We start from the raw sequence: 21,799 nt of genomic DNA, 5'->3' as shown, positions 1-21,799 counted from the left end.
AAACCGACGACCAACAGGTTCCCCCAGGTCCCTGTCGCGACCCTGTTTGGTGATTCCTACGAAGAGAAGTGGCCAGACTCGGACCGTTTCAGTATGAACATATGAAGCCGAAAAGACCATCTCCGCGCGTAGACCATGGCCCTGCCTGGGGCGGGACGCTTCTCACCCGGGCCCCGTAAGCTGATGCCCATGGCGAAGTGGACCCCCAAGCACGAGGCGCCGGAGCCCCTGGAGGGCCCCGTGGTCGCCACCATCACCGGCGGCACGATCGTGTGGTTCGTCCTCTTCCTGGTCCAGCTCCCCTTCTACGGCTGGTTCCACGACCACGGCCACACCTGGTGGCTGTGGACCTGCCTGGCCGGCGGCGGCCTGGGCCTGATCGGCATCTGGTACGTCCGCAAGCGGGACGCCGCCATCAAGCGGGCTGCGGAGCGGGCGGGGCTGCCGCAGCAGCCGACGTCCGCGGAGTAGGCGCCCCCGCGCACCCGACGTGAGCGGACCGAGGCAGGCTGCGCCTGCCCCGGCCGAAGGCCCTCGGACCGGGGCCGCCTGCGTCAGCGGACGACGTCGGTGTCGTGGGCGGTGTCGTCGATCTCGGCCGCGAACGGAGCGCCCTCCCAGTCACCGGCGACGGTGACGGCACGGGCTCCGCACAGACCGGCGATCCGAAGGCGCTCGGCCGCGTCCTCTCCGGCGAGCACCGCGCTGAGGTAGCCGGCGGCGAAAGCGTCTCCGGCGCCCACCGGGTCGACCGCGGCGACCGGCTGGGGCCGCTGCCGGTGGAGGACCCCGTCGACGCACGCGACGCTGCCTGCGGAGCCGAGCTTGATCACGACCTGGCCGGGACCCAGTGCGGCGATGGCCCTCGCCTGCCCCTCGGGGTCCTTCTCGTCGGTGAACAGCAGGGCTTCCTCGGTGGTCGCGAAGAAGATGCCGGCCTTGCCGAGCAGATGGCTCAGGACCGGGCGGGCCCGGTCCCGCGGCCACAGCCGGGAGCGGAAGTTGACGTCGAAGGAGACGGTGACACCGTGCTCCTCGGCGATGGTGACGGCGCTGCGCACCGCGTCGGACGCGGACGCGCTCAAGGCCGGCGTGATGCCGGTGACATGCAGGATCCTCGCGCCGCCGATCACGGCCTCGTCGAGATCGGCGGGCGCGAGGCGGGAGCCGGCGCTGTGCGTGCGGTAATAGCTGACCTGCACCCGGCCCGAGGCCTGCCGGTTCTTCAGCATCAGGCCGGTCGGCGCGGGATCGCGCACGATCGAGGTCGAGACGGCCTCGGCGCGCAGTTCCCGGGCGATGAGCTCGCCGACCTCGTCCGTGCCCAGCCGGCCGATCCAGTGCGCGGCGTGGCCGAGCCGGGCCAGCCCTATGGCCACATTGCTCTCGGCGCCGCCGAAGCCGAGCCGCAGGGTCGGCTGCCGGATCAGCGGCACGTTCGCCGACTGGGTGAGCAGCCCGATGGACTCGCCCAGGGTGACGACTTCGGGACCCATCGCGCTCACACCGCTTCCTCGATCGACTTGAACAGGGTGGCCGCGCGCCGGGCCGGCACCGATACGTCGCCGTCGCGCAGCGCGCTGCCGGTGAGCGCGCCGCCCAGGCTGACCGCGACCGCCCCGGCGGCCACATACGAGCCGGCGGTCTCCACGGTGATCCCTCCCGACGGGACGAACGGGATGCCGGGGAACGGTTCGCGCAGGCTGCGCAGGTGGCCGGGGCCGCCGGCCGCGGCGGGGAAGATCTTCACGGCGTCCGCGCCGAGGGCGTGGGCCCGCATCACCTCCGACGGCGTCCAGGCGCCGACGATGCTCGGCACCCCGTGTGCGGACGCGATCCGGGGCAGCTCGTCCACCAGGCCGGGAGACACGGCGAACGCGGCTCCGGCGTCGATCGCGGCGCGGGTGAGGGCCTCGTCGGTGAGGGTGCCGGCGCCGATCACCGCGTCGGCCGAGAACAGCCGGACGGTCCGTTCCAGGACCGCCGGGAAATCCGGGGTGGTGGCGGTCAGTTCGATCGCTCGCACTCCGGCGCGTATGAGCGCGGCCACGGTGGTGGCGAGGTGCTCGGTCGTCGCGGGACGCAGGACGGCCACGACACGGGTCTCGGTCAGGGCCACGGGCAGGGGCAGGGGGGCCGCCGATTGGGCCACGGAACAGCTCCTTCTCACAACAGGGTGCTGGAGGCGGACTGCCTGGTCGCCTTCGACGAGGCAGGACACGCCGTTGGTCGGGTGTGGTCAGCGGGACCCGGTCGAGCTTGTGCCGCGCCGCGCGAGCGGGCTCCGGCCGGGTCCGTCACCGGGGCGGCCGTGGTCATCCGCGGCCTCCCCACCGCTGCGAGATGTCGCGGGCCGCCGCTCTCACCAGGGGCACCACTTGCGAGACCCGCTCCGGTGGCATGCGCTCCTCGGGCGCCGACACGCTGATCGCATGGGTCGCGGCTCCGGTCACGTCGAAGACCGGGGCGGCGACGCAGCGCACCCCCGCCTCGTTCTCGACGTCGTCGATCGCCCAGCCGCGGGCACGGGACCTGGCGAGCTCGGCGCGCAACGCGTCGCCGTCGGTGATGGTGTTCCCGGTGCGCGGGGCCATGCCCGCCGCGATCACCGCGTCGACCACGGCGTCATCGGCGTGGGCCAGCATGGCCTTGCCGACGCTGGTGCAGTACGCCGACTGGGTGCTGCCGACCCGCGAGGCCATCCGCACGGGAAGCGGGCTGTCGACCTTGTCGACGTAGACCACGTGCGGGAAGTCCGCCGTGACCAGGTGAACGGTCTCGCTCGTCGCCTCCGACAGGCCCTTCAGCACGTCGCGGGTGTCGCGGTGCGGGTCGTTCCCGGCCAGGTACACCTGGCCGAGCTGGGCGTTGCGCCAGCCGAGCCGGTACGCGCCGCTCGGCAGGACCTGGACGAAGCGGGCGTCGATGAGCGGTTGGAGCAGCCGCAGCACCGTGGACTTGCTCAGGCCCTGCTGTGCGGCCAGCTCGGTGAGCGTGCAGCCGCGGCCCTCGACGTCGTCGCCGAGCCTGATGAGGATCCCGAGCGCCCGGCGCAGCGAGGCCGAGTTGTTGCGTGCGCCCGGAGTGGGGGCGAGCCGGTCGGTCAAGACGAGCCTCCTCGTCGAATCGCGCGGCCGGCCGTGGCGTTGCGCAGGTGGCCGTCGCGGAGTGCGAACGCGCCGCCGATCACCACGTGGTCCACACCGTCCGCGAACTGCCGTGAGTCGTCGTAGGTTGCCAGATCGGCGTGCTGGGCCTTGCGCCGATTGCACGCAGCATCATAGGCATGCGCCGTGCATTGCAAGGAGAAGTTCTGCATTGCACAATGTTCCGCCACCACGGCCGGCTTGACCGCCGCGTCGCCCGACCACGTCCGGTGCCGCCCCTTGGGCCCGGTCCCCGGGGACGGCCGTCCCGTCGTGCACCGCCCGTACGACCGTCGTACGAGGCCTCTCCTCCCCAGGTCGGATCTTCCGCCCCCTCGACGAGTGAAGCCGCACAACCGCACGTACCGTCGAATGCATGACGCATATCGACGCGGGCGCAGAGCTTGACCCGGTGCACCCCGTGCCCCTCCCGGCCGTCCGGCCGACCGGACTCACCTCGGCCGAGGTCGCGGAGCGCATCGCCCGCGGCGAGATCAACGACGTGCCGGTGCGCAGCAGCCGCTCCCTCCCCGACATCGTCCGCGCCAACGTCTTCACCCGGTTCAACGCGATCATCGGCGTCCTGTGGGTGGTCACCCTGTTCGCCGCCCCGATCCAGGACAGCCTGTTCGGCTTCGTGATCATCGCCAACACGGGCATCGGCATCATCCAGGAGTGGCGGGCGAAGAAGACCCTCGACTCGCTCGCCGTCATAGGCGAGGCCCGCCCCACGGTGCGCCGCGACGACACCGCCGTCGAGATCGCCACCTCCGAGATCGTCCTCGGCGACCTCATCGAGATCGGCCCCGGCGACAAGGTCGTCGTCGACGGAACCTGTGTCGAGACCGACGGTCTGGAGATCGACGAGTCCCTGCTCACCGGCGAGGCCGACCCCGTCGTCAAGCGGCCCGGCGACCGTGTGATGTCCGGCAGTTTCGTCGTCGCCGGCGGCGGCGCCTTCCAGGCGACCAGGGTCGGCCGCGGCGCCTACGCCGCCCAGCTCGCCGAGGAGGCCTCCCGCTTCACGCTCGTCCACTCCGAGTTGCGCACCGGCATCTCCACCATCCTCAAGTACGTGACCTGGATGATGGTCCCGACCGCGATCGGCCTGGTCATCAGCCAGCTCGTGGTGAAGAACAACGACCTCAAGGAGTCCGTCGCCCGCACCATCGGCGGCATCATCCCCATGGTCCCCGAGGGACTGGTCCTGCTCACCTCCGTCGCCTTCGCCATCGGCGTGATCCGGCTGGGCCGCAAGCAGTGCCTCGTGCAGGAGCTGCCCGCCATCGAGGGCCTCGCCCGCGTCGACACGGTCTGCCTGGACAAGACCGGCACCCTCACCGAGGGCGGCATGGACGTCACCGAGTTGAGGTCTCTGGACGGCTACGACGAGTCGTACGTGCGCAAGGTCCTCGGCGCGCTCGGCGAGTCCGACCCGCGCCCCAACGCCTCCCTCCAGGCGATCATCTCCGCCTACCCGGACAGCGAGGAGTGGCGCTGCGTGGAGTCGCTGCCCTTCTCCTCGGCCCGCAAGTACAGCGGCGCCAGCTTCAGCGAGGGCGACGGCGATTCCAGTACGTGGCTGCTGGGCGCCCCGGACGTGCTGCTGCCCGCCGAGGCCCCCGCCCTGGCCGAGACCGGGCGGCTGAACGAGCGGGGCCTGCGCGTGCTGCTGCTCGCCCGCGCCGCCCGCGACCTGGACGACCCGGAGGTGGCCCGGACCGTCCGGCCCGCCGCGCTCGTCGTGCTGGAGCAGCGGCTGCGGCCCGACGCCGCCGAGACCCTGCGCTACTTCGCCGAGCAGGACGTCCGCGCCAAGGTCATCTCCGGCGACAACGCGGTGTCCGTCGGCGCGGTCGCCGCGAAGGTCGGCCTCAACGGCACGGCCGTGGACGCCCGCCGGCTACCCGCCGAGCGGGACGAGATGGCCCGGGACGTGGACGAGGGCACGGTGTTCGGGCGGGTCACCCCGCAGCAGAAGCGGGACATGGTGGGCGCGCTCCAGTCACGCGGGCGCACGGTCGCGATGACCGGCGACGGCGTGAACGACGTGCTGGCGCTGAAGGACGCCGACATCGGCGTGGCGATGGGCTCGGGCTCGGAGGCCACCCGGGCGGTCGCGCAGATCGTGCTGCTGAACAACAGCTTCGCCGTCCTGCCGTCCGTGGTCGCCGAGGGGCGTCGGGTGATCGGCAACATCACCCGGGTCGCGACCCTGTTCCTGGTGAAGACGGTCTACTCGGTGCTGCTGGCGGTGCTGGTGGTCTGCTCGCAGGTGGAGTATCCGTTCCTGCCCCGCCACCTGACCCTGCTGTCCACGCTGACCATCGGCGTCCCGGCCTTCTTCCTGGCCCTCGCCCCGAACACGGAACGGGCCCGGCCCCACTTCGTACGGCGGGTCATGCGCTACGCGGTACCGGGCGGAGTGGTGGCCGCCGTGGCGACCTTCGTGACGTATCTGGTCGCCCGCCACCACTACACGGGCCCGGGCGCCCTGGACGCGGAGACCAGCGCGGCCACGCTGACGCTGTTCCTGGTCTCGATGTGGGTCCTGGCGATCGTCGCCCGCCCCTACACCTGGTGGCGGATCGCGCTGGTGGCCTCGATGGGCGCGGCGTTCCTCGTCGTCATGGCCGTGCCCGCGCTCCAGGACTTCTTCGCCCTGAAGCTGGAGGGCACGGCCATGCCGTGGCTCGCGGTGGGCATCGCGGTGGTGGCGGCGGCCGTCCTGGAGTTCCTGTGGAAATGGACCGGCCGCCGCTTTCCCGTCTAATGCTGTGACCGGAAAGGTTTGCCGGGAAGCTCGCGGCGTCCGGTGCTGGGGGCACCTCCCACGCCGTTCAGGCAGTGGGGGAACATCGCAAGGCGGAGCATGACTCTCGTACTGGACGTACTCGGGTGATGCGACAACGCGGCTGGGGGTCCCCCCTGCTCGAAGAGCTTGGGGGAGCCGTGCCGGGCGTCGCGAGCCGGTGAACCTATCCGGTCGCAGCACTACCCAGTGCTGCGACCGGGAGGCCGAGTGGCTTACTTCTTCACGCGGACCAGGTCCCCCGGGGCGTTGACCGCCGGGGTGGTGGTGGTGCCCGCGAAGCTGAAGCGGTAGTAGCCGTCGACGGTGGCCTTCGTGGTGGTCTTGAGGCTGCCCGTGGAGTTCGTCTTGACGGTCTTCAGCGTCTTGTAGGTGGTGGTGCCCTTCTTACGGAACTGCAGCTTCACCGCCTGGCCGCTGTAGCCCGAGTACTTGCCGCTCTCCCAGTTGGCCCGCGACAGCTTCCCGGTCACGGTGACGCTCTTGCCCTTCTTCACCGGCTTGGGCTTGGCGCCGGTGGTCAGCTTGGAGTTGCGCTGCACCAGCGTGGTGCCGAGGCCGCCCTTCTCGGCGATACCGACCTTGCTCCAGTCGATGTCGTTGGACTCGAGGTCCTGGCCGTTGTACGCGACGGCCACGGCGCCCGCGCGCCAGGAACCGGCGTCGGCGTTCCGCAGTTCCCCGTCAGCCGGGTAGATGTCGATCTTGCCCTTGCAGTTGGCCGTGGTCGCCGAGGTGACGGAGCAGCTGGCCGGGGCGTCGCCGAAGAGCACGTTCTGCGGCCTGTCGAAGGAGCCCTTGTAGAGGTACGGGCCGGTGAAGAAGTCCTTGGCGCGCACGTCCACGTCGGCGCCGAACTTCATGGTGTAGGTGATCGTGGTGGCCACGTGGCCGGCGGTGCCGACCTTGAGGGCCTTGGCGACCTTGAGGTTGGAGAAGGTGACGTCCAGGTCGTACGGCATGCCCTCGTCGGCGGCGACGCGGGCGCTGATCCCGGCCTTGGCGGTCGAGGGCGTCTGGGCGGCCTGGAAGACCTTCGCGATGTCCGCGCGGTAGGTGGAGGGACCGACGGCGTGCGCGGCGGGCACGGCGAGGGCGGAGAGGGCCAGGGCGCCGGTCACGGCGGCCACGGTGGCTCGTATACGCATGCGTTTCCCCCGGTGGAGAAAGGGGCCGGCGCCGGCCGTTCCTCGCGGTTCGTCCTCGGCGCCGGCCCAATGATCGTGGAGTCTGTCTGACTCACATGATCAGATCCCTGATCCGTGAAGAAGGTTGCACGGAGATCTGGATTTCCTGTGAGCGGCGTGTCTGTGCCCGGCGGCGCCGGACCGCGAAGCCGGCCCGGGAGAGTCCGGGCCGGCTACCCGGCGAGTGGCTTACTTCGTCACACGGACCAGGTCACCCGGGGCGTTGACCGCCGGGGTGTTGGAGGTGCCCGCGAAGCTGAAGCGGTAGTAGCCGTCGACGGTGGCCTTCGTGGTGGTCTTGAGGCTGCCCGTGGAGTTCGTCTTGACGGTCTTCAGCGTCTTGTAGGTGGTGGTGCCCTTCTTACGGAACTGCAGCTTCACCGCCTGACCGCTGTAGCCCGAGTACTTGCCGCTCTCCCAGTTGGCCCGCGACAGCTTCCCGGTCACGGTGACGCTCTTGCCCTTCTTCACCGGCTTGGGCTTGGCGCCGGTGGTCAGCTTGGACAGACGCTGGACGCTGAAGCTCTTGGCGTTGTCCTTCTGGAGGTAGTCGCCGTCCTTGGCGGCGGCCACGGCCCACACCTTCCAGGTGCCGGCGACCTTGTTGATGAGGTTGTACCGCGGCTGGAGGGTGAAGGTGGAGGTGCACTTCGACGTCGTCGCGTCCACCTTGGTGCACTTGGCGGTGCCGTCGCTGCTGTTGGCCACCGCCCCGCTGTCGGCCTTGTCGACGTTCGGGCCGTGGAACAGGATCGCCTGTGCCCAGTCGATGCCGGAGTCGTCCGTGGCGGTGAACGTGACGGTGACGCTCTTGGCGGCCGTAGCGCCGACCACGACCGGCTTGCCGCCGTTCACCACAACGTTGGAGATCTTGGTGTCTCCGGACACGTCGTCGGCCTGGGCGGCCGGGACGGCGAGGGCGGTCAGGGCGAGTGCGCCGGTCGCGACGGCCACAGTGGCTCGTATACGCATGCGTTCCCCAGGTGGAGAAAGGGGCCGGCGCCGGCCGTTCCTCGCGGTTCGTCCTCGGCGCCGGCCCAATGATCGTGGAGTCTGTCTGACTCACATGATCAGATCCCTGATCCCTGAAGAAGGTTGCACGGAGATCTGGATTTCCTGTGAGCGGCGTGGCGGCGGCCGCCCCGGACTTCCCAGGGAAGAGGCCGGCCGCCGCTCTTCCGCGCCGGGGCAGGTCCGGTGCCGCCTACTTCACGTCGACGAAGTCGGCCTTGGAGTCGACCGCCGAGGTGGCCGAGTTGCCCGCGAAGGAGTAGCGGAAGTAGCCGTCGGCCGTGGCCTTGGTCGTGGTCTTCAGCTTGCCCTTGGAGTCCGTCTTGATGGTCTTCAGCGTCTTGTAGGTGCTGGAGCCCTTCTTGCGGAACTGCAGCTTCACCGGCTGGGAGGCGTAGCCGCCGTACTTCAGCGTCTCCCAGTTGGCCCGGGTGAGCGTGCCGGTGACGGTGATGGTCTTGCCCTTCTTCACCGGCTCCGGCGCGGCGTCGGCCGTGAGCTTGGAGGCGCGCTGGAAGAGGAAGGAACCGGCCTTCTCCCTCCAGACGTAGTCGCCGTCGTTGGCGTCGATCCACGCGTCGACGTACCAGCGGCCCGCGTTGTTGTTGCTGAGGAAGTCGACCTTCGGGTCGACCTTCACCGAGGCGGTGCAGGTCGAGGTGGTGGCGTTGACGACGGCGCAGGTGGGCTTGCCGGTCGTGGCGAAGCCGTAGCCAGGCCCCTCCAGCGTGAACGAGTCGGCCCGCTTGATGCCCGAGTTGTCCGTCGCCGTGACACTGACCTTGATCGTCTTCAGCCCGGATGTCGAGATGGCCACCTTGTTGTCGCCGTCGACGACGACCTTGGTGATCCTGGTGTCGCCGAGACCGCCGTCGGCCTGCGCTGCCGGGACGGCGAGGGCGGACAGGGCCAGTGCGCCGGTCACGACGGCGACAGAGGCACGAATACGCATGTGTTGTCCCCACGTTCGAGAGGCCGGACGGCCACGGCTCGACACCGCCGCACGCCCGGTCCACGCCTGAGGAGTCTGCTGACTCCACTGACATGACCGGGGACGGAAGTGAAAGGTTGTACGACTGATGAGGGATATGCGGGGGATGTGTGGAAGCCGGTCGAACCGGCGGTGCCGTGCCGCTCAACTCCGCGGGAACACCGGCGGAAAGAGTTCCCCCACCGTGCGCCGGCGATGGTCGCGCTCCGGGTAGGCCGCGCGCATCATGTCGAACAACTGCCGGCCGGTTCGCCTCAGTTCGGTGAGATCGACCCCGGGGATCGAGCCGTCGCGCATGACCACCCTGCCCGCGACCATCGTCAGGACCGCGTCGCGGGCGGTGCCGTTGAGCACCAGGGTGCGCAGCGGATCCTCGGTGACACCCGTACGGAAGTCGTCCAGAGCGCACGCCGAAAGGTCGGCCGTGGCCCCCGCGGCCAGCCGGCCGAGATCCGGGCGGTGCAGCGCGGTCGCCCCACCGGTCCACAGCGCGTCGAAGTAGCCGGTGAGGTGCCCCTGGCCCAGGTCACCGGCCTGGAGCTTGGCCACCTGGGTACCCACGTCGATTCCCCGGATCAGGTCCGGTGGGAAGGAGTCGGTGCCCAGGCAGAGGTTCACCCCCCGCGCCCGGTAGCCGGCGAACGTGTGCAGGTTGTGGGCATATCGGGCGTTCGTCAGCGGACAGTGCACGATCGAGACGCCCGCGTCGGCCAGCACCGAGACATCTCCGGTGTCCCTGCCGAGCACCTCGGGGTGCACATCCAGCACCACCCCGTGAGGACGATCAGCCGGTCGGACAACAGCCCGGAGTCGGCGATCAGTTGCAGCGGAGTACGGCCATAGGCTCGCTGGATGTAGTCACGCTCCGACATGCCTTGCAGAGCGTGCAGGCGCACCAGCGCGCCGCGCTCGCGCGCGGCCCGGGCGACGTCGCCGAGCAGTTCGGGGAGCAGGGTCTCGATCCGGCACGGCAGCAGCACCCCGGTCACCAGGGGATCGCCGAGCCGAGCGGTGTGGTCCAGGAAACGCAGCGCCTCGACCAGACCACGCCGGCCGGCCTCCTCGTCGAACGCCGCGCCCCGGGCGGTGTTCGACGCCGCGCAACGCCGCGCGGTACGCGAGTACGCGCTGGTCCAGCTCGCCCTGCACGGCATCACCAGTTACATGTTGGTGGCCCTCGAAGGATCGGACCCGTTCACCTCCCGGACGGGGCCGGACTTCCTGGACTCCTCCTACGCGCCGGGCCTGCCGCTGCCGTACTACCGCTTCCCCTCCAGCGAGCACTGGCTCGGCCTCGAACCGAGGCTCGGGCGCGACATCTTCGCCCGGATGGCCTACGGCGCGAGGATCTCCCTGACCATCGCGCTGCTGTCCACGGTGGTGTCGGTGGTCCTGGGCACCGTGCTCGGCGGCTGAGCGAGGTGGGAGCCGCCGCCGGGCGCGGGCGGCCCGCGGCGCCTGCCGTCCGCCGGATACTTCGGCGGCAAGATCGACATGGTGATCAGCCGGGTGACGGACCTGTTCCTGGCCTCCCCCCACCTGCTGCTGGTGCTGTCGCTGACCCCGATCATGCAGTCCCGGCTGCGTGGCACCGCCCTCGACTCGGGAAGCCTGGTACCGATCGCCTCGCTGGTGATCATCCTCGGCTTCTTCGGCTGGGCCTACCTGGCCCGAGTCGTGCGCGGCCAGGTGCTCTCGATCAGGGAGCAGGAGTTCGTCGAGGCCGCGCAGGCCTACGGGGCCTCGCACCGGAGCATCATCCTGCGGCAGATCATCCCGAACGTCATCATGGGCGTCGTGCCGGCCCTCGTACGCCACTGAGCCCGCGCACGTCATTGCCCTGAGGGGTGGGAACCTCTCAGGGCAATACGTCTGGGCCTGCCGTCCTAGACCAGCAGCTCGCCGCCCTGGACCACCACTCGCCCACCGGACATGACGAGTTCACGGCGAGGCGCCCGCATCAGGGCGTCCTGCACGTTCTCGGCATCGATCAGCACGATGTCCGCGGGTGCGCCCGCCGCGAGGTCGTGGATGCCTCGGCGCACGAAGCCCGCCGCGCGGGTGGTGGCGAGTTCCACCGCGTGGGCGAGGTCCTCGTCGGTCCGCATGCCGTGCAGCCGCGCGAAATCCAGGGCCACGCGCAGCAGATCACCGTCGCCGAACGGCGACCACAGGTCGCGGATCCCGTCGGTGCCCAGCCCCACCGGCATCCCGCGGTCCCGCATCCCGCGCCAGGGCAGTGGCGCGACGCGCACCGGGGCGACCGTCGACCAGGAGATGCCGGCCTCGGCCAGCTCGTCGAGCAGATCGGCCTGCCGCTCCGGCGGCAGCTCCCCGAGGGCGAAGCCGTGGGAGATGTTGACCTTCCCCCGCAGCCCCGCGCGGCGAGTGCGGTCGGCGATGAGCTCGAACTGGAAGGCGCCCAACGCGCCCCCGTCGTGCAGGTGGATGTCGATACCGACCCCGCGCCGCTCGGCGATGTCGAACAGCCCGTCGAGCTGCTTCACCGGATCGCGGTCGATCGCCGCCGGATCGAGTCCGCCGATACTGGTCGCACCGTTCGCCGCCGCCTGATCCAGCAGGTCCAGGACACCGGGGCGGCGGACCACCCCGTCCTGCGGGAACGCGACGATCTCCACCTCGATCGCGCCGCCGAGTGCGTCCACCGCCTCGCGGACGGCGTCGATCCCCCGCAGGCCGACTCCGAGGTCGACGTCGACGTGGCTGCGCACCGCGGTGACGCCGTGCCGCAGGAACTCCCTCAGCACCGTGAGGCTGTTGGCCGCGCTGGGAATGCCGAGCGCGTCCCGCTCGGCTCGTTCGTGCGCGATCCGGCCCAGCGTGGTCGGCTCGCCGCCGTAGGACACCCATGGCCGGCCCCACCAGCTCTTGTCCACGTGGGCGTGTGCGTTGATGAAGCCGGGCAGGGCGAGCAGTCCGCCGCCGTCCACCCGCTCGCCGGGCTCGCTCGCGGCACCGGCGGGTACCAGATCGCGGACCTCCCCGCCGGAGACGACGATGTCGACAGCCTTCATGCCCCAGGGTCGGACATTGGTCAGTATCAGATCAGCCATTCAGAAATGGTATACCGAAACGCGAGGGCTGGACCCTTGGCCGCCCGGCCGCGGGGATCACTGGTGATGGGCGACCATCGCGTGCCGGCTGTTCTCCAGGTGCTTGGCGACCAGTTCGTCGACGAGCGCGACGTTCCGGTCCGCGATCGCGGCATAAAGGGCCTCGTGCTCCCGCGCGATCGCCATGAGGTCGTCGTGCTGTCCCAGCAGCCACCGCATCCGGCTGCGGAAGGTGCTCTCCAGCTCGCTCAGCAGCTCGTTGGCGGCCATCGATGTGACGGTCTCATGAAAGTCCGCCGCCGCACGCCGGGCGCGAACGCCGTCCCCCGCACAGGCGGCCTTCAGCTCTTCCTGCAGGTTGGAGCGGAGCCGGTCGAGGCCGGCGCGGTGGCGCCGTTGAGCGGCGAGCCGGAAGGTCAGCGCCTCCAGGGCCCCGCGGACCTCGTTCAGATCCGCGATGTCCGAGACGAACTCCCGGACGACCGCCCAGGTCCGTGGCCTCGGCGTGACCAGACCCTCGGCGACGAGCACGCGCCGAGCGTCGCGAACGGGCACCCTGCTCACGCCCATCTGCGCCGCCAGCTCGCGCTCCACGAGCTTGCTCCCGGGCTTGCGAACACCATCGAGAATGTCGTCCCGGAGTTGCCGCGTGACCCGCTCGGACTCCGGCCGGAACTCCCCAGACCCTGCCATGCCCCCAGTGTCCCACGGGAAGCGCGGCCATTTGGTATACGGGTCTGGGTTCGAGGTGGCGCAACCCGCCGCGGGGAGTCGGCCGCTGTGTCACGGCGCGGCCGCACGGCGGAGGCTTCTCAGTCGAACCAGCGGTCCCGGGCCAGTTCCTCCGTCCGGGACGGGTCCTCCAGGAGTGCCGCGACCTCGAAGCGGCGCGGCCACTGGCCCGACGCCCAGGCGAGGCCTGCGGCCACGCCCTCCAGGGTGGCGGCGTGCAGGACGCCGTCGGAGGTCAGCCGCCAGTCCAGCTCGGTTCCGTCGACGACCAGTTCCTCGTGCTCGACGTAGGTGCGCGGGGTGCGCGGGCCGAGCAGCACCCGCACCGGCTCCGGTACGTCGTGCTCGGTGCCCTCGGAGTCGATCCCGCCGGTGACGGACTCGCTCAGCCGCCGCACCTGGAACAGTTCGGCCAACTCGGCGGCCAGCGCGGGCCGTACGGGCAGCAACGGGACACCCCCGGTGAACGGCAGCAGGTCCGGGGAGTCGCACACCACGGCGTCGGCGGCCTCCACGACCTCCACCCGGCCGTCGATCACGGCCCGCACCTCGTCCGGCAGGGTCACCTGGTCCGGATCGAGTTCGGCCAGCGCACCGTACAGGGCGTGCAGTTGGGCGGAGGTCACGGGACGCTCGGGGTCGGCGAGCCGTTCCAGCAGCTCCGCGGCGCCGCCCGGTTCCTCCAGCAGGGCGGCGACGCTCGTGCGCACGCCGAGTGCCCGCAGCACCTGCTCGTCGTCGAAGCCGGCGGCGTCGGCCTCCTCGTACAGGCCGCGCAGCAGCGGATCGGACCCGGCGGCGCGCAGACCGGCCGGGCGGCGCCCGCCGAGCACCGGGTGCCCGCGCAGCCACCAGGCGGTGTACGGCCGGACGATCTCGTGGGTGCCGTCGGGCAGCAGGATCCGCACCGGCTGGGTGAGCGCGTCCCGCAGCGGCGGCCGGGCGAGCAGCGCGAGGGCCCGGGGCCACTGGTCGTCGTCGACGAGGTCCAGGTCTCGCACGGCGACGATCTCGGTGGCGACCGGCGGCACGGGGGTGTCCGGGAACCGGTCGAGCAGGTCCTCGCACCACACGTCGACCGCGTCGAGCAGCCCGGGGTCGTCCGGCTCGGGGAAGTCCCCGTCACGCGGATCGAGTTCGTCCGGGTCGAGGACGACGTCCGTGGCCCGCACCAGGGCGAAGTTCGCGAGCACACCGCACGCGGCGAGCGGCTGCTCACCCCACTTCCCGGCCAGCTCGGCGTCCACGGCCGGGAGTTCGCCCTCGCGCATGAGACGGGCGAACGGGCCGCCGGGGAGGACGAGTTCGCCGGCCGGGGCGAGTTCGCCGTCCTCGTCGGGCAGGGCGAGCGCGCCGAGCCAGGGCTCGTCGCCGGGTTCGAGTCCGGCCTCCCTGACCAGTGCGAGGACGGTGTCGGCGAGTTCCTCGGCGTCCGGGGTGTCCTCGTCCCATCCGCCGGTGTCCTCGTCGAGGGAGGCGGCGACGGCGGCCCGCACCTGCGGGGTCGTGAGCACGGCCCGCGGCGTCGCGGGCAGGGCGCCGAGCTTCTCCAGGAGGGGATGCACGGCGTCCGGGTGCGCGACCTTCAGACCGAGCCGGGCCAGCACCTCCGGGTCGGTGAGCGCGGCACCGGCCACGGGCAGCAGGACCTGCCGGGGCCCGATGGTCGTACGGCTGTCGGCCAGCGGCACGGGCAGCCCGGAGAGGCGGTCGGGGTCGACGCCCGCGAGGCTGTCGTACAGCCGCCGCCACCAGCCGGGCTCCTTCTCCAGGCCGGCCAGCCGGTCGACGGCGTCGGTCAGCGGCAGGCGGGCCACGCCCAGCGTGCGCAGCTCCACCCGCCGTTCGAGTCCGGCGGGCAGCAGGGTGGGCAGCACCTCGGCGAGCACGCGCACGGTGTCGGCGCCCGCGCCCTCGACCACCTCGGCGTCCCGGGGGCGGAGGGATTCGGGCAGGTCGGAGTCGTGGTCCTGGTGGGCGGCGGCCACGGCCGCGGGCGGCAGGAAGGAGGTGCGCGGCAGCCGGTCGAGGATGGCCTGCCGCAGCGCGCCGTCCAGTTCGCCCTTGCCCAGCGGGCCGGGCACGAGACCGATGAGGCCCTCGGTCACCGGCCGCCAGTCGGAGAGGAGTTCGGCGTAGGCGTCGGCCGCGCGCTGCACGAGGAAGTCGGTGAGCGGGCCGGGCGCGGTGTGGCGGCGGGTGCTGTCCAGCGGGAACGAGGCGATGAGCAGGGCCGGCACGCCGAGGGGTTCGTCGCTGGGGGTGGGGGCGTGGACGACGGGGCTGGTGCGGGGGCCGGCCGGGGTGCCGTCGGCGTCCACGGGGACGGCCCAGGTGACCGACCAGTGCGGGCGCAGGCGTTCCTCCACCGGGCGGTCGGCGAGGAGTTCCGGGGTGAGCGGGCCGTGCGCGCCCGCGGTACGCCAGCGGGTCGTGCCCTCGCGGGTGTCCTCCACGACGGTCAGGGCGCCGTCGGCGCTACGGCGCAGGGTGCGCGGCGCGGCGTCGCCGATCTCGATGACGACCTCCTCGAGCCCGGGCAGGGCGAGGAGCAGGGCGTCGTCGACGGCGTGCAGGAGGCGTTCGGCGAGGTCGGCGGCGGCCGCGTCGCGCAGCCGCAGGATGACGACCGTGTCGTAGGGGTCGGGCGCGGTGCCCTCGGCGGCGAACGGCAGCCGCAGCAGCGGTACGTGTCCTTCGCGGCGGCGGATCTCGTCGCCGAGGCCGGGGCTGTGCCGGGCGGTGTCCTCCGCCAGCGCGCGGGCCTCGGCCAGCGACCACCGGACACCGCCGTGCCGGCCGACGACGGCGGGCTCGTCGGTGACGGCGAGGACGGCGGCGAAGCCGACGCCGAAGCGGCCGACGGCGCTGTCTCGGGCGTCGCGCTTGGCGGAGGCCCGGAGCGTGGCCAGCGACTCCACACCGGCCGCGTCGAGCGGGGCGCCGGTGTTGGCGGCGAGCAGCACGTCGTCGCGCAGGGTGAGCCGCAGCCGGCCGGGCACGCCCGCGCGGGCGGCGGCGTCGGCGGCGTTCTGCGCCAGCTCGACGACGAGCCGGTCCCGGTAGCCGCCGAGGACGAGGTCTTCCTCCGCGTTGGCGTCCTCGCGGAACCGGGCCGGGCTGGTGGCCCAGGCGTCCAGCACACCGCGACGCAGGCGCGCGGTCCCGAACGGATCGCCTCCGGCGGACGGCTGCACCAACATGCTCACGTTCACTCTCCTCATCGGCGTGACGACGAAGGTACCGCGCGTGGGAGAGGCCATTCGCCCGGCGGACGGACGGACCGGTCCGGACCGGTCACGGGGCAGGTCCTAGGAGTGCCCCAGCTCGGCGGTCTCGTCGTCCCCGGTCACCGGCACCGAGCCGGAGTCCTGTGCCGGACGCAGCGGGAAGGGGTCCACCCGCGTCTCGTCGATCACCGGCGGGGCCGGCTGCGGGGGCTTGGGCATCACCGCGGCCTCGGAGTGGCCGCCGCAGCCGTACGTCAGGGAGACCACACGGCCGTCGGCCGGGGAGAACTCGTTGGCGCACACACCGAAGGCCTGGCCCAGCGAACCGCCGATCGGCACCAGGAAGCCGCAGCTCACGCAGGCCGCCGGGGCCGCCTGGGCCATCGGGGTCTTCGCGCCGAAGCCCTCCTCCCAGCGGTCGGCGGCGACGTGCAGGCCGTAGCGGGACAGGACGCGGGCGCGGCGCATGCCCAGTTCCTGGGCGAGCGCGGAGATCGAGCCGCGGGACGGGACGGTGGGCAGGTTCCTCGGCGGGCCCGCCGTGACCTCGGCGTCCTCCGCCTCCGCCAGATCGGCCATCTCCTGGGAGACGGCGGCGTTCGGGACGGGCTCGTCCTCGCCGGAGTAGCCGGGCTCCAGGCGCAGGTCCTCGGCGTCGGTGGGCAGCAGGTCGCCGGGGCCCATGTCGCCCGGGCGCAGGCGCTCGCTCCACGGCACCCACTCGGGTGCGAGCAGCGCGTCCGGGCCGGGCAGCAGGACGACCTCGTCCAGGGTGACGATCCTGGCGCGCGAGGCGCGGGCCACGGTGACGGCCCAGCGCCAGCCCCGGTATCCGAACTCCTTGCACTCGAAGAAGTGCGTGACGAGCCGGTCGCCCTCGGAGAGCACTCCCGCGTGCTCGCCGACGACACCGGGCGCGGCCGCCTCCTCGGCTGCGGCCCGGGCGAGGTCGACGGCCTCGGCGCACAGGCGGTCGGGGGTGCGGCTTCGCGTGGTCGCTGCGCTCACAGGTATCGCTTCTCTCCTACGCCGTCTTTCGGGTGCGCCGGCCTGAAGGCGGCGGGGCGGACGGAGCGGACCCTGGGACCGCGTCGACGTCCACGCCCGATCGCGCTCGGGCGCACCTACGTCATCCATTCTGCGGTATGCCCGTAAGGCGCGCGGTCGAGAACGTTCGCCACGACGCGCTACGCACGCTACCTTCTCGTCGCCGCTCGGCCTACACCGACGTTGTCTTCACCGCGCCGCACCAGAACTTTCCACCCACGCCAACACCGCCCCACGCCGCGACAAACCCACCAGCAGAGCCACGACCCCGTTCCCGACCACGCCCGGAGCCCGGCCGCCGCAGAGACCACGGCACCCCGCACCGGGCCCACCCGGAGCCCGGCCGCGACCGGGCCCAGCACCGAGCACGCCGGGGGCAGCCGCAGCCGGACCATCCGCCGAGCCGGCTGCACGGCGCGACCGAGGCGAACCACCGGCCCAGGCCGCCGCGGCCGCGGCCGCACACCACAGTCGACCTGGCAGAGCCTCCGGAGCCTCGACCGGCCCGTGCCACAGAGGCCTGCGGTCGAGCAGGCGGTCGCGGCAACGGCGCCGTGGAACCGGCGAGCGGCGAAGCAACGTCGCGGCCCCGCAACCGCGAACACGACCGAACCCGGCGCCCGACACCACCCCACCGCCGCAAGCACAACCAGGCCCGGGGCGGCCGGGGCCGCCCCGTTGTCAGGAACACCGCCGAGCCCAGGGGCACGGGACCACCCCGCCCCCGCGAACACGACCGAACCCGGCGCCCGGGATCACCCCGCCGCCGCGAACGCGGCCGAGTCGGGGCCGAGGACCCCGCCGCCGCCGCAAGCGCGACCAAGTCCGGGGCCCGAGAACACCCCGCCCCCGCAAGCGCGGTCGCGTCAAGGTGTCGGGGGTGGGGACTGCCGGGGCCGGGTGGGTGCCTTAGGGGTGTCTGGTTGGTCGCATCCGTGCCGCCATGGCGCTACCGGTGCCGTTTCCGGGGCAGTATGACGGGGTGGCAGCCGCGAGGACGCCCCCGGGAACCACCGGCTTCGGTGGGGACAAGGGGGTCAAGGGGAGCAGCCGGGGCCGCGGTTCGGGCCGGTTCGGCGGGTCCGTCCGCGCGGTCGGGCGTGCCCTGCATCTGCCCGTGACCGGAACGGTCCGCGGCATCCGCAGGGCGACCAACGCCCACGGCGCCGGCGAGTCCGGGCTCGGCCGGCTGATCGAACTGCACGCGGTGAACGGCGCGGGCGACGTCATGATCACGGTGGCGCTCGCCTCCACCGTCTTCTTCTCCGTCCCCACCGACGAGGCCCGCGGCCGGGTCGCGCTGTACCTCGCCATCACCATGGCCCCCTTCACGGTCCTCGCCCCCGTGATCGGCCCCCTCCTCGACCGCCTCCCGCACGGCCGCCGCGCCGCGATGGCCGCCGCGATGCTGGCCCGGGCGCTGCTCGCGCTGATCATCGCGGGCGCCGTCGCCAGCGGCAGCCTGGAGCTGTACCCGGCGGCGCTCGGCGTTCTGGTCGCCTCCAAGGCGTACGGCGTGGTCAGGAGCGCCGTCGTACCCCGGCTGCTGCCGCCCCGGTTCTCCCTGGTGAAGGCGAACTCGCGGGTGACCCTCGGCGGGCTGCTCGCCACCGGCGTGGCCGCGCCCATCGGCGCGGGCCTCCAGGCCCTCGGCTCGCACTGGCCGCTCTACGGCGCCTTCGTGATCTTCGTCGCGGGAACGTTCCTGTCGTTCGCCCTGCCGCCGAAGGTCGACTCGGCCAAGGGCGAGGACCGGGCGCTGCTGGCCGCGGACGAACAGCACCTGCGCGGCCCCCGCCGCAAGCCGCTGAAGCGTCCCGGCCTGCGCACCGTCGGCACGGCCGTCACGCACGCCCTCGCCGCGAACGCCGCGCTGCGCTGCCTGTCCGGGTTCCTGATCTTCTTCCTCGCCTTCCTGCTCCGGGAGCACCCGCTGACCGGCGAGAGCGCGGCGCTCTCGCTGGGCATCGTGGGCGTCTCGGCGGGCGCGGGCAACGCGCTGGGCACGGCGGTCGGCGCCTGGCTGCGGTCGCGGGCACCGGAGATCATCATCGTCACCGTCGTCGCCATCGTGCTGGGCGCGGCGGTCACGGCCGCGGTCTTCTTCGGCGCCTTCCTGGTGGCCTGCCTGGCCGCGATCGCCGGCTTCGGGCAGGCGCTGGCCAAGCTGTCCCTGGACGCCCTGATCCAGCGGGACGTGCCCGAGCCGGTGCGGACGTCGGCGTTCGCCCGCTCCGAGACACTGCTCCAGGTGGCCTGGGTGCTCGGCGGCGCGATCGGCATCGTGCTGCCGCTCAACGGCGTGCTGGGCCTGTCGGTGGGCGCCGGGCTCGTGGCCGCCGGCTGGCTGCCCACCGTCCGCGGTCTGCTGGCCTCGGCCCGGCGCGGGGGCACCACGCGGCCCCGGGTGGCGTGAGGCCCGCGCCTCACGGCCATCTGCCACGCCCGCACCCCCGCGTGGGCGGGCAGGCGGGCGCGCCCGATAGCCTTCGCCCATGACCACGCTGCATTCCGCCGTGCGACGCCGCCGCGCCGTCGCCGCTGCCGGCGCCGTTTCCGCCGGACTGCTCGTCCTGTCGGCCTGTTCCAAGCCGACCCCTCTGTCCACGATCACCGTCGGCAGCTCTTCCGTGAGCTCGGAAGCCAACTGCTACAACGACGGCAACGCGATCAAGACCGCGGACCTGGCCAAGTGCCTCATGTCCAAGGACATCAAGACGATCAAGGTCGACCCGGACGAGACCGTGCGCTTCGGGGTCGACCCGAAGATCGCGGACACGGGCTGGACCATCCTGATGAACGGTCAGCCGCTGACCGACTCCAGTACAAAGACCTACCGCACGATCCCGGGCAGCGTCTTCTTCAACGCCCAGTACGGCGCCAGCGGCAACTCGACGCGGGTCTCCATCAAGGAGGGCGAGAAGGACGTGCGGGGTCTGTGGTCCTTCCAGCTGACGAAGGGCTCCTGACCACGTCCGCGCCACGCGTCCTCGTCGCCACCGCCGTCCCCGCCGAACGGGACGCGGTGGCACGGGCGTTCGCCGGGCCCGTATGTGAAGAGCCGCTGTCGGCGCTGCCCGGAGCGACCCTCCACCGGGTCCCCGGCCCCCCCGCCGTCGACCTGATCGCCGCCGGCGTCGGCCCCGCCCTCGCCGCCGCGACCACCGCCTCCGCCCTGGCCGTCGCCGCGCTCGCCGGCGCCCCCTACGATCTGGTCGTCTCGGCCGGTATCGCCGGCGGCTTCGCGCCCCACGCGCCCGTCGGCTCGCTCGTCGTCGCCGACGGGATCACCGCCGCCGACCTGGGCGCCGAGACCGGCGACGGATTCCTGCCGGTGACCGAACTCGGCTTCGGCACCGTCACCCACCGTCCGCCCGAAGCGCTCGTACGGGCGATCGCGGCCGCCGCCTCGGCCCGTACCGGCACGGTGCTGACCGTCTCCACGGTGACCGGCACCGCCGCCCGCGCCGACGCCCTGCGCGCCCGCCACCCCCGGGCCCTCGCCGAGGCCATGGAGGGCTTCGGCGTCGCCGAGGCGGCCGCCGCGCACCGCGTCCCGGTGCTGGAGGTGCGCGCGGTCTCCAACCCCGTCGGCCCGCGCGACCGCGCCGCCTGGCGCATCGGCGACGCCCTGACCGCCCTGACCGAGGGCTTCGGGAAGCTCGCGCCCGTCCTCACGAGTTGGAAGATTGCATGAGCCCTGACAGCAGCCGACTGCGGATCGCCTACTCCCCCTGCCCCAACGACACCTTCGTCTTCGACGCGCTCGCCCACGGCCGCGTCCCGGACGCGCCCGCGCTCGACGTCACCTTCGCGGACATCGACGTCACCAACGGCATGGCCGAGCGCGGCGAGCTGGACGTGCTGAAGGTGTCCTACGCGGTGCTGCCGTACGTCCTCGGCGAGTACGCGCTGCTGCCGTGCGGCGGCGCGCTGGGCCGGGGCTGCGGGCCCCTGGTGCTCACCAGGGAGCCGGACGCCGACCTGACGGGCCGTACGGTCGCGGTACCGAGCGAGAAGTCGACGGCGTACCTGCTGTTCCGCCTGTGGGCCGCGGACGTCGTCCCCGGCGGGGTGGGCGAGATCGTGGTCATGCCGTTCCACGAGATCATGCCGGCCGTGCGGGACGGGAAGGTCGACGCCGGTCTGGTGATCCACGAGGCGCGGTTCACCTACCGCAACTACGGCCTGCACAAGCTCGCCGACATGGGCGAGCACTGGGAGCGCACCACCGGGCTGCCGATCCCGCTCGGCGCGATCATCGCCAGGCGGTCGCTGGGTGAGCGGGCGCTGACGCGGCTCGCCGACTCGATCCGTGCGTCGGTGCGCGCGGCCTGGGACGACCCCGAGGCCTCGCGGCCGTACGTCATGGAGCACGCCCAGGAGATGGATCCGGCCGTCGCCGACCAGCACATCGGGCTGTACGTCAACGAGTTCACCGCCGGCCTCGGCGAGGACGGCTACGCGGCGGTCCGCGGGCTGCTCACGCGTGCGGCGGCCGAGGGGCTCGTACCGCCCCTCGGCCCGGACGCGCTCGCTTTTCCCTAGTGCTGTGACCGGAAAGGTCCA

At 72.4% G+C, this 21,799-nt stretch carries 21 protein-coding genes; 8 read left to right on the top strand and 13 right to left on the bottom strand.

Going from position 1 to position 21,799, the window contains the following annotated elements; translation table 11 throughout:
- Window positions 1-189 precede the first annotated feature (189 nt).
- Complete coding sequence (locus ACFY3J_RS11245) at window positions 190-471, top strand: DUF2530 domain-containing protein (protein WP_384177696.1); 282 nt, start codon at window positions 190-192, stop codon at window positions 469-471.
- Between the two features lie 83 nt (window positions 472-554).
- Here ACFY3J_RS11245 and ACFY3J_RS11240 read toward each other — a convergent pair whose 3' ends face one another.
- The 4 genes from ACFY3J_RS11240 to ACFY3J_RS11225 all read right to left on the bottom strand — a co-directional run bounded on the left by ACFY3J_RS11240 (window position 555) and on the right by ACFY3J_RS11225 (window position 3,319).
- Window positions 555-1,496, bottom strand: coding sequence for a sugar kinase (locus tag ACFY3J_RS11240; protein WP_390840790.1), 942 nt, complete (start codon window positions 1,494-1,496; stop codon window positions 555-557).
- A gap of 5 nt (window positions 1,497-1,501) precedes the next feature.
- A complete protein-coding gene (locus tag ACFY3J_RS11235) occupies window positions 1,502-2,152 on the bottom strand; it encodes a bifunctional 4-hydroxy-2-oxoglutarate aldolase/2-dehydro-3-deoxy-phosphogluconate aldolase (protein WP_384177694.1) in 651 nt (216 codons plus the stop codon).
- 163 nt (window positions 2,153-2,315) lie between these two features.
- Window positions 2,316-3,107: an IclR family transcriptional regulator gene (locus ACFY3J_RS11230; protein WP_384177692.1), complete on the bottom strand. Its 792-nt coding sequence runs from the start codon at window positions 3,105-3,107 to the stop codon at window positions 2,316-2,318.
- Window positions 3,104-3,319, bottom strand: a complete 216-nt coding sequence (locus tag ACFY3J_RS11225; RefSeq protein WP_384177690.1) for a hypothetical protein — start codon at window positions 3,317-3,319, stop codon at window positions 3,104-3,106. The genes ACFY3J_RS11230 and ACFY3J_RS11225 overlap by 4 nt, the downstream gene beginning before the upstream one ends.
- Before the next feature lie 203 nt (window positions 3,320-3,522).
- On the opposite strand from ACFY3J_RS11225, the gene ACFY3J_RS11220 reads away from it, so the two are divergent.
- Window positions 3,523-5,919, top strand: a complete 2,397-nt coding sequence (locus ACFY3J_RS11220; RefSeq protein ID WP_384177688.1) for an HAD-IC family P-type ATPase — start codon at window positions 3,523-3,525, stop codon at window positions 5,917-5,919.
- 254 nt (window positions 5,920-6,173) lie between these two features.
- Here the strand turns inward: ACFY3J_RS11220 and ACFY3J_RS11215 are convergent, their stop codons facing one another.
- The 5 genes from ACFY3J_RS11215 to ACFY3J_RS11195 form a co-directional block, all read right to left on the bottom strand.
- Window positions 6,174-7,106 (bottom strand): hypothetical protein, encoded by a 933-nt coding sequence (locus ACFY3J_RS11215; protein WP_384177686.1) that lies wholly within the window; start codon window positions 7,104-7,106, stop codon window positions 6,174-6,176.
- A 228-nt stretch (window positions 7,107-7,334) separates the two neighbouring features.
- Complete coding sequence (locus ACFY3J_RS11210) at window positions 7,335-8,117, bottom strand: DUF5707 domain-containing protein (protein ID WP_384177684.1); 783 nt, start codon at window positions 8,115-8,117, stop codon at window positions 7,335-7,337.
- Between the two features lie 232 nt (window positions 8,118-8,349).
- Window positions 8,350-9,108, bottom strand: a complete 759-nt coding sequence (locus ACFY3J_RS11205; protein WP_384177682.1) for a calcium-binding protein — start codon at window positions 9,106-9,108, stop codon at window positions 8,350-8,352.
- A 183-nt stretch (window positions 9,109-9,291) separates the two neighbouring features.
- Window positions 9,292-9,918 (bottom strand): amidohydrolase family protein, encoded by a 627-nt coding sequence (locus ACFY3J_RS11200; protein ID WP_390840757.1) that lies wholly within the window; start codon window positions 9,916-9,918, stop codon window positions 9,292-9,294.
- A complete protein-coding gene (locus ACFY3J_RS11195; RefSeq protein WP_390840756.1) occupies window positions 9,822-10,304 on the bottom strand; it encodes a hypothetical protein in 483 nt (160 codons plus the stop codon). Before ACFY3J_RS11195 ends, ACFY3J_RS11200 begins: the two co-directional genes overlap by 97 nt.
- Window positions 10,305-10,311: 7 nt before the next feature.
- Here ACFY3J_RS11195 and ACFY3J_RS11190 point away from each other — a divergent pair, with 7 nt between their 5' ends.
- Both ACFY3J_RS11190 and ACFY3J_RS11185 read left to right on the top strand, forming a co-directional pair.
- Window positions 10,312-10,563, top strand: coding sequence for a hypothetical protein (locus ACFY3J_RS11190; RefSeq protein ID WP_390840755.1), 252 nt, complete (start codon window positions 10,312-10,314; stop codon window positions 10,561-10,563).
- Window positions 10,564-10,605: 42 nt separating this feature from the next.
- A complete protein-coding gene (locus ACFY3J_RS11185; protein WP_390840789.1) occupies window positions 10,606-10,968 on the top strand; it encodes an ABC transporter permease in 363 nt (120 codons plus the stop codon).
- 65 nt (window positions 10,969-11,033) lie between these two features.
- Here ACFY3J_RS11185 and ACFY3J_RS11180 read toward each other — a convergent pair whose 3' ends face one another.
- The 4 genes from ACFY3J_RS11180 to ACFY3J_RS11165 all read right to left on the bottom strand — a co-directional run bounded on the left by ACFY3J_RS11180 (window position 11,034) and on the right by ACFY3J_RS11165 (window position 17,191).
- Window positions 11,034-12,221, bottom strand: coding sequence for an amidohydrolase (locus tag ACFY3J_RS11180; RefSeq protein WP_384177676.1), 1,188 nt, complete (start codon window positions 12,219-12,221; stop codon window positions 11,034-11,036).
- Window positions 12,222-12,278: 57 nt separating this feature from the next.
- Window positions 12,279-12,914 (bottom strand): GntR family transcriptional regulator, encoded by a 636-nt coding sequence (locus ACFY3J_RS11175; RefSeq protein WP_390840754.1) that lies wholly within the window; start codon window positions 12,912-12,914, stop codon window positions 12,279-12,281.
- 119 nt (window positions 12,915-13,033) lie between these two features.
- Window positions 13,034-16,162, bottom strand: a complete 3,129-nt coding sequence (locus ACFY3J_RS11170; protein WP_390840753.1) for a sacsin N-terminal ATP-binding-like domain-containing protein — start codon at window positions 16,160-16,162, stop codon at window positions 13,034-13,036.
- Between the two features lie 102 nt (window positions 16,163-16,264).
- Window positions 16,265-17,191: a DUF3027 domain-containing protein gene (locus ACFY3J_RS11165; RefSeq protein ID WP_384177672.1), complete on the bottom strand. Its 927-nt coding sequence runs from the start codon at window positions 17,189-17,191 to the stop codon at window positions 16,265-16,267.
- Between the two features lie 1,021 nt (window positions 17,192-18,212).
- Here ACFY3J_RS11165 and ACFY3J_RS11160 point away from each other — a divergent pair.
- From ACFY3J_RS11160 to ACFY3J_RS11145, 4 genes are all read left to right on the top strand, one after another.
- On the top strand, window positions 18,213-19,646 hold the full coding sequence (locus ACFY3J_RS11160; RefSeq protein ID WP_384177670.1) for an MFS transporter: 1,434 nt from the start codon (window positions 18,213-18,215) through the stop codon (window positions 19,644-19,646).
- 79 nt (window positions 19,647-19,725) lie between these two features.
- Window positions 19,726-20,199, top strand: coding sequence for a DUF2771 domain-containing protein (locus ACFY3J_RS11155; protein WP_384177668.1), 474 nt, complete (start codon window positions 19,726-19,728; stop codon window positions 20,197-20,199).
- The gene (locus tag ACFY3J_RS11150; protein WP_390840752.1) at window positions 20,169-20,927 is read left to right on the top strand and encodes a futalosine hydrolase; all 759 of its coding nucleotides are present in this window, start codon (window positions 20,169-20,171) and stop codon (window positions 20,925-20,927) included. Before ACFY3J_RS11155 ends, ACFY3J_RS11150 begins: the two co-directional genes overlap by 31 nt.
- Entirely contained in the window at window positions 20,924-21,778 is an 855-nt protein-coding gene (locus ACFY3J_RS11145) for a 1,4-dihydroxy-6-naphthoate synthase (protein ID WP_384177664.1), read from the top strand. The genes ACFY3J_RS11150 and ACFY3J_RS11145 overlap by 4 nt, the downstream gene beginning before the upstream one ends.
- Window positions 21,779-21,799 lie beyond the last annotated feature (21 nt).

Origin of the sequence: Streptomyces sp. NPDC001231, assembly GCF_042896885.1 — a bacterium.
GTDB lineage: Bacteria > Actinomycetota > Actinomycetes > Streptomycetales > Streptomycetaceae > Streptomyces.
Note: the sequence above shows the minus strand (reverse complement) of the source record. Positions and strands in the feature narration are given on the sequence as shown.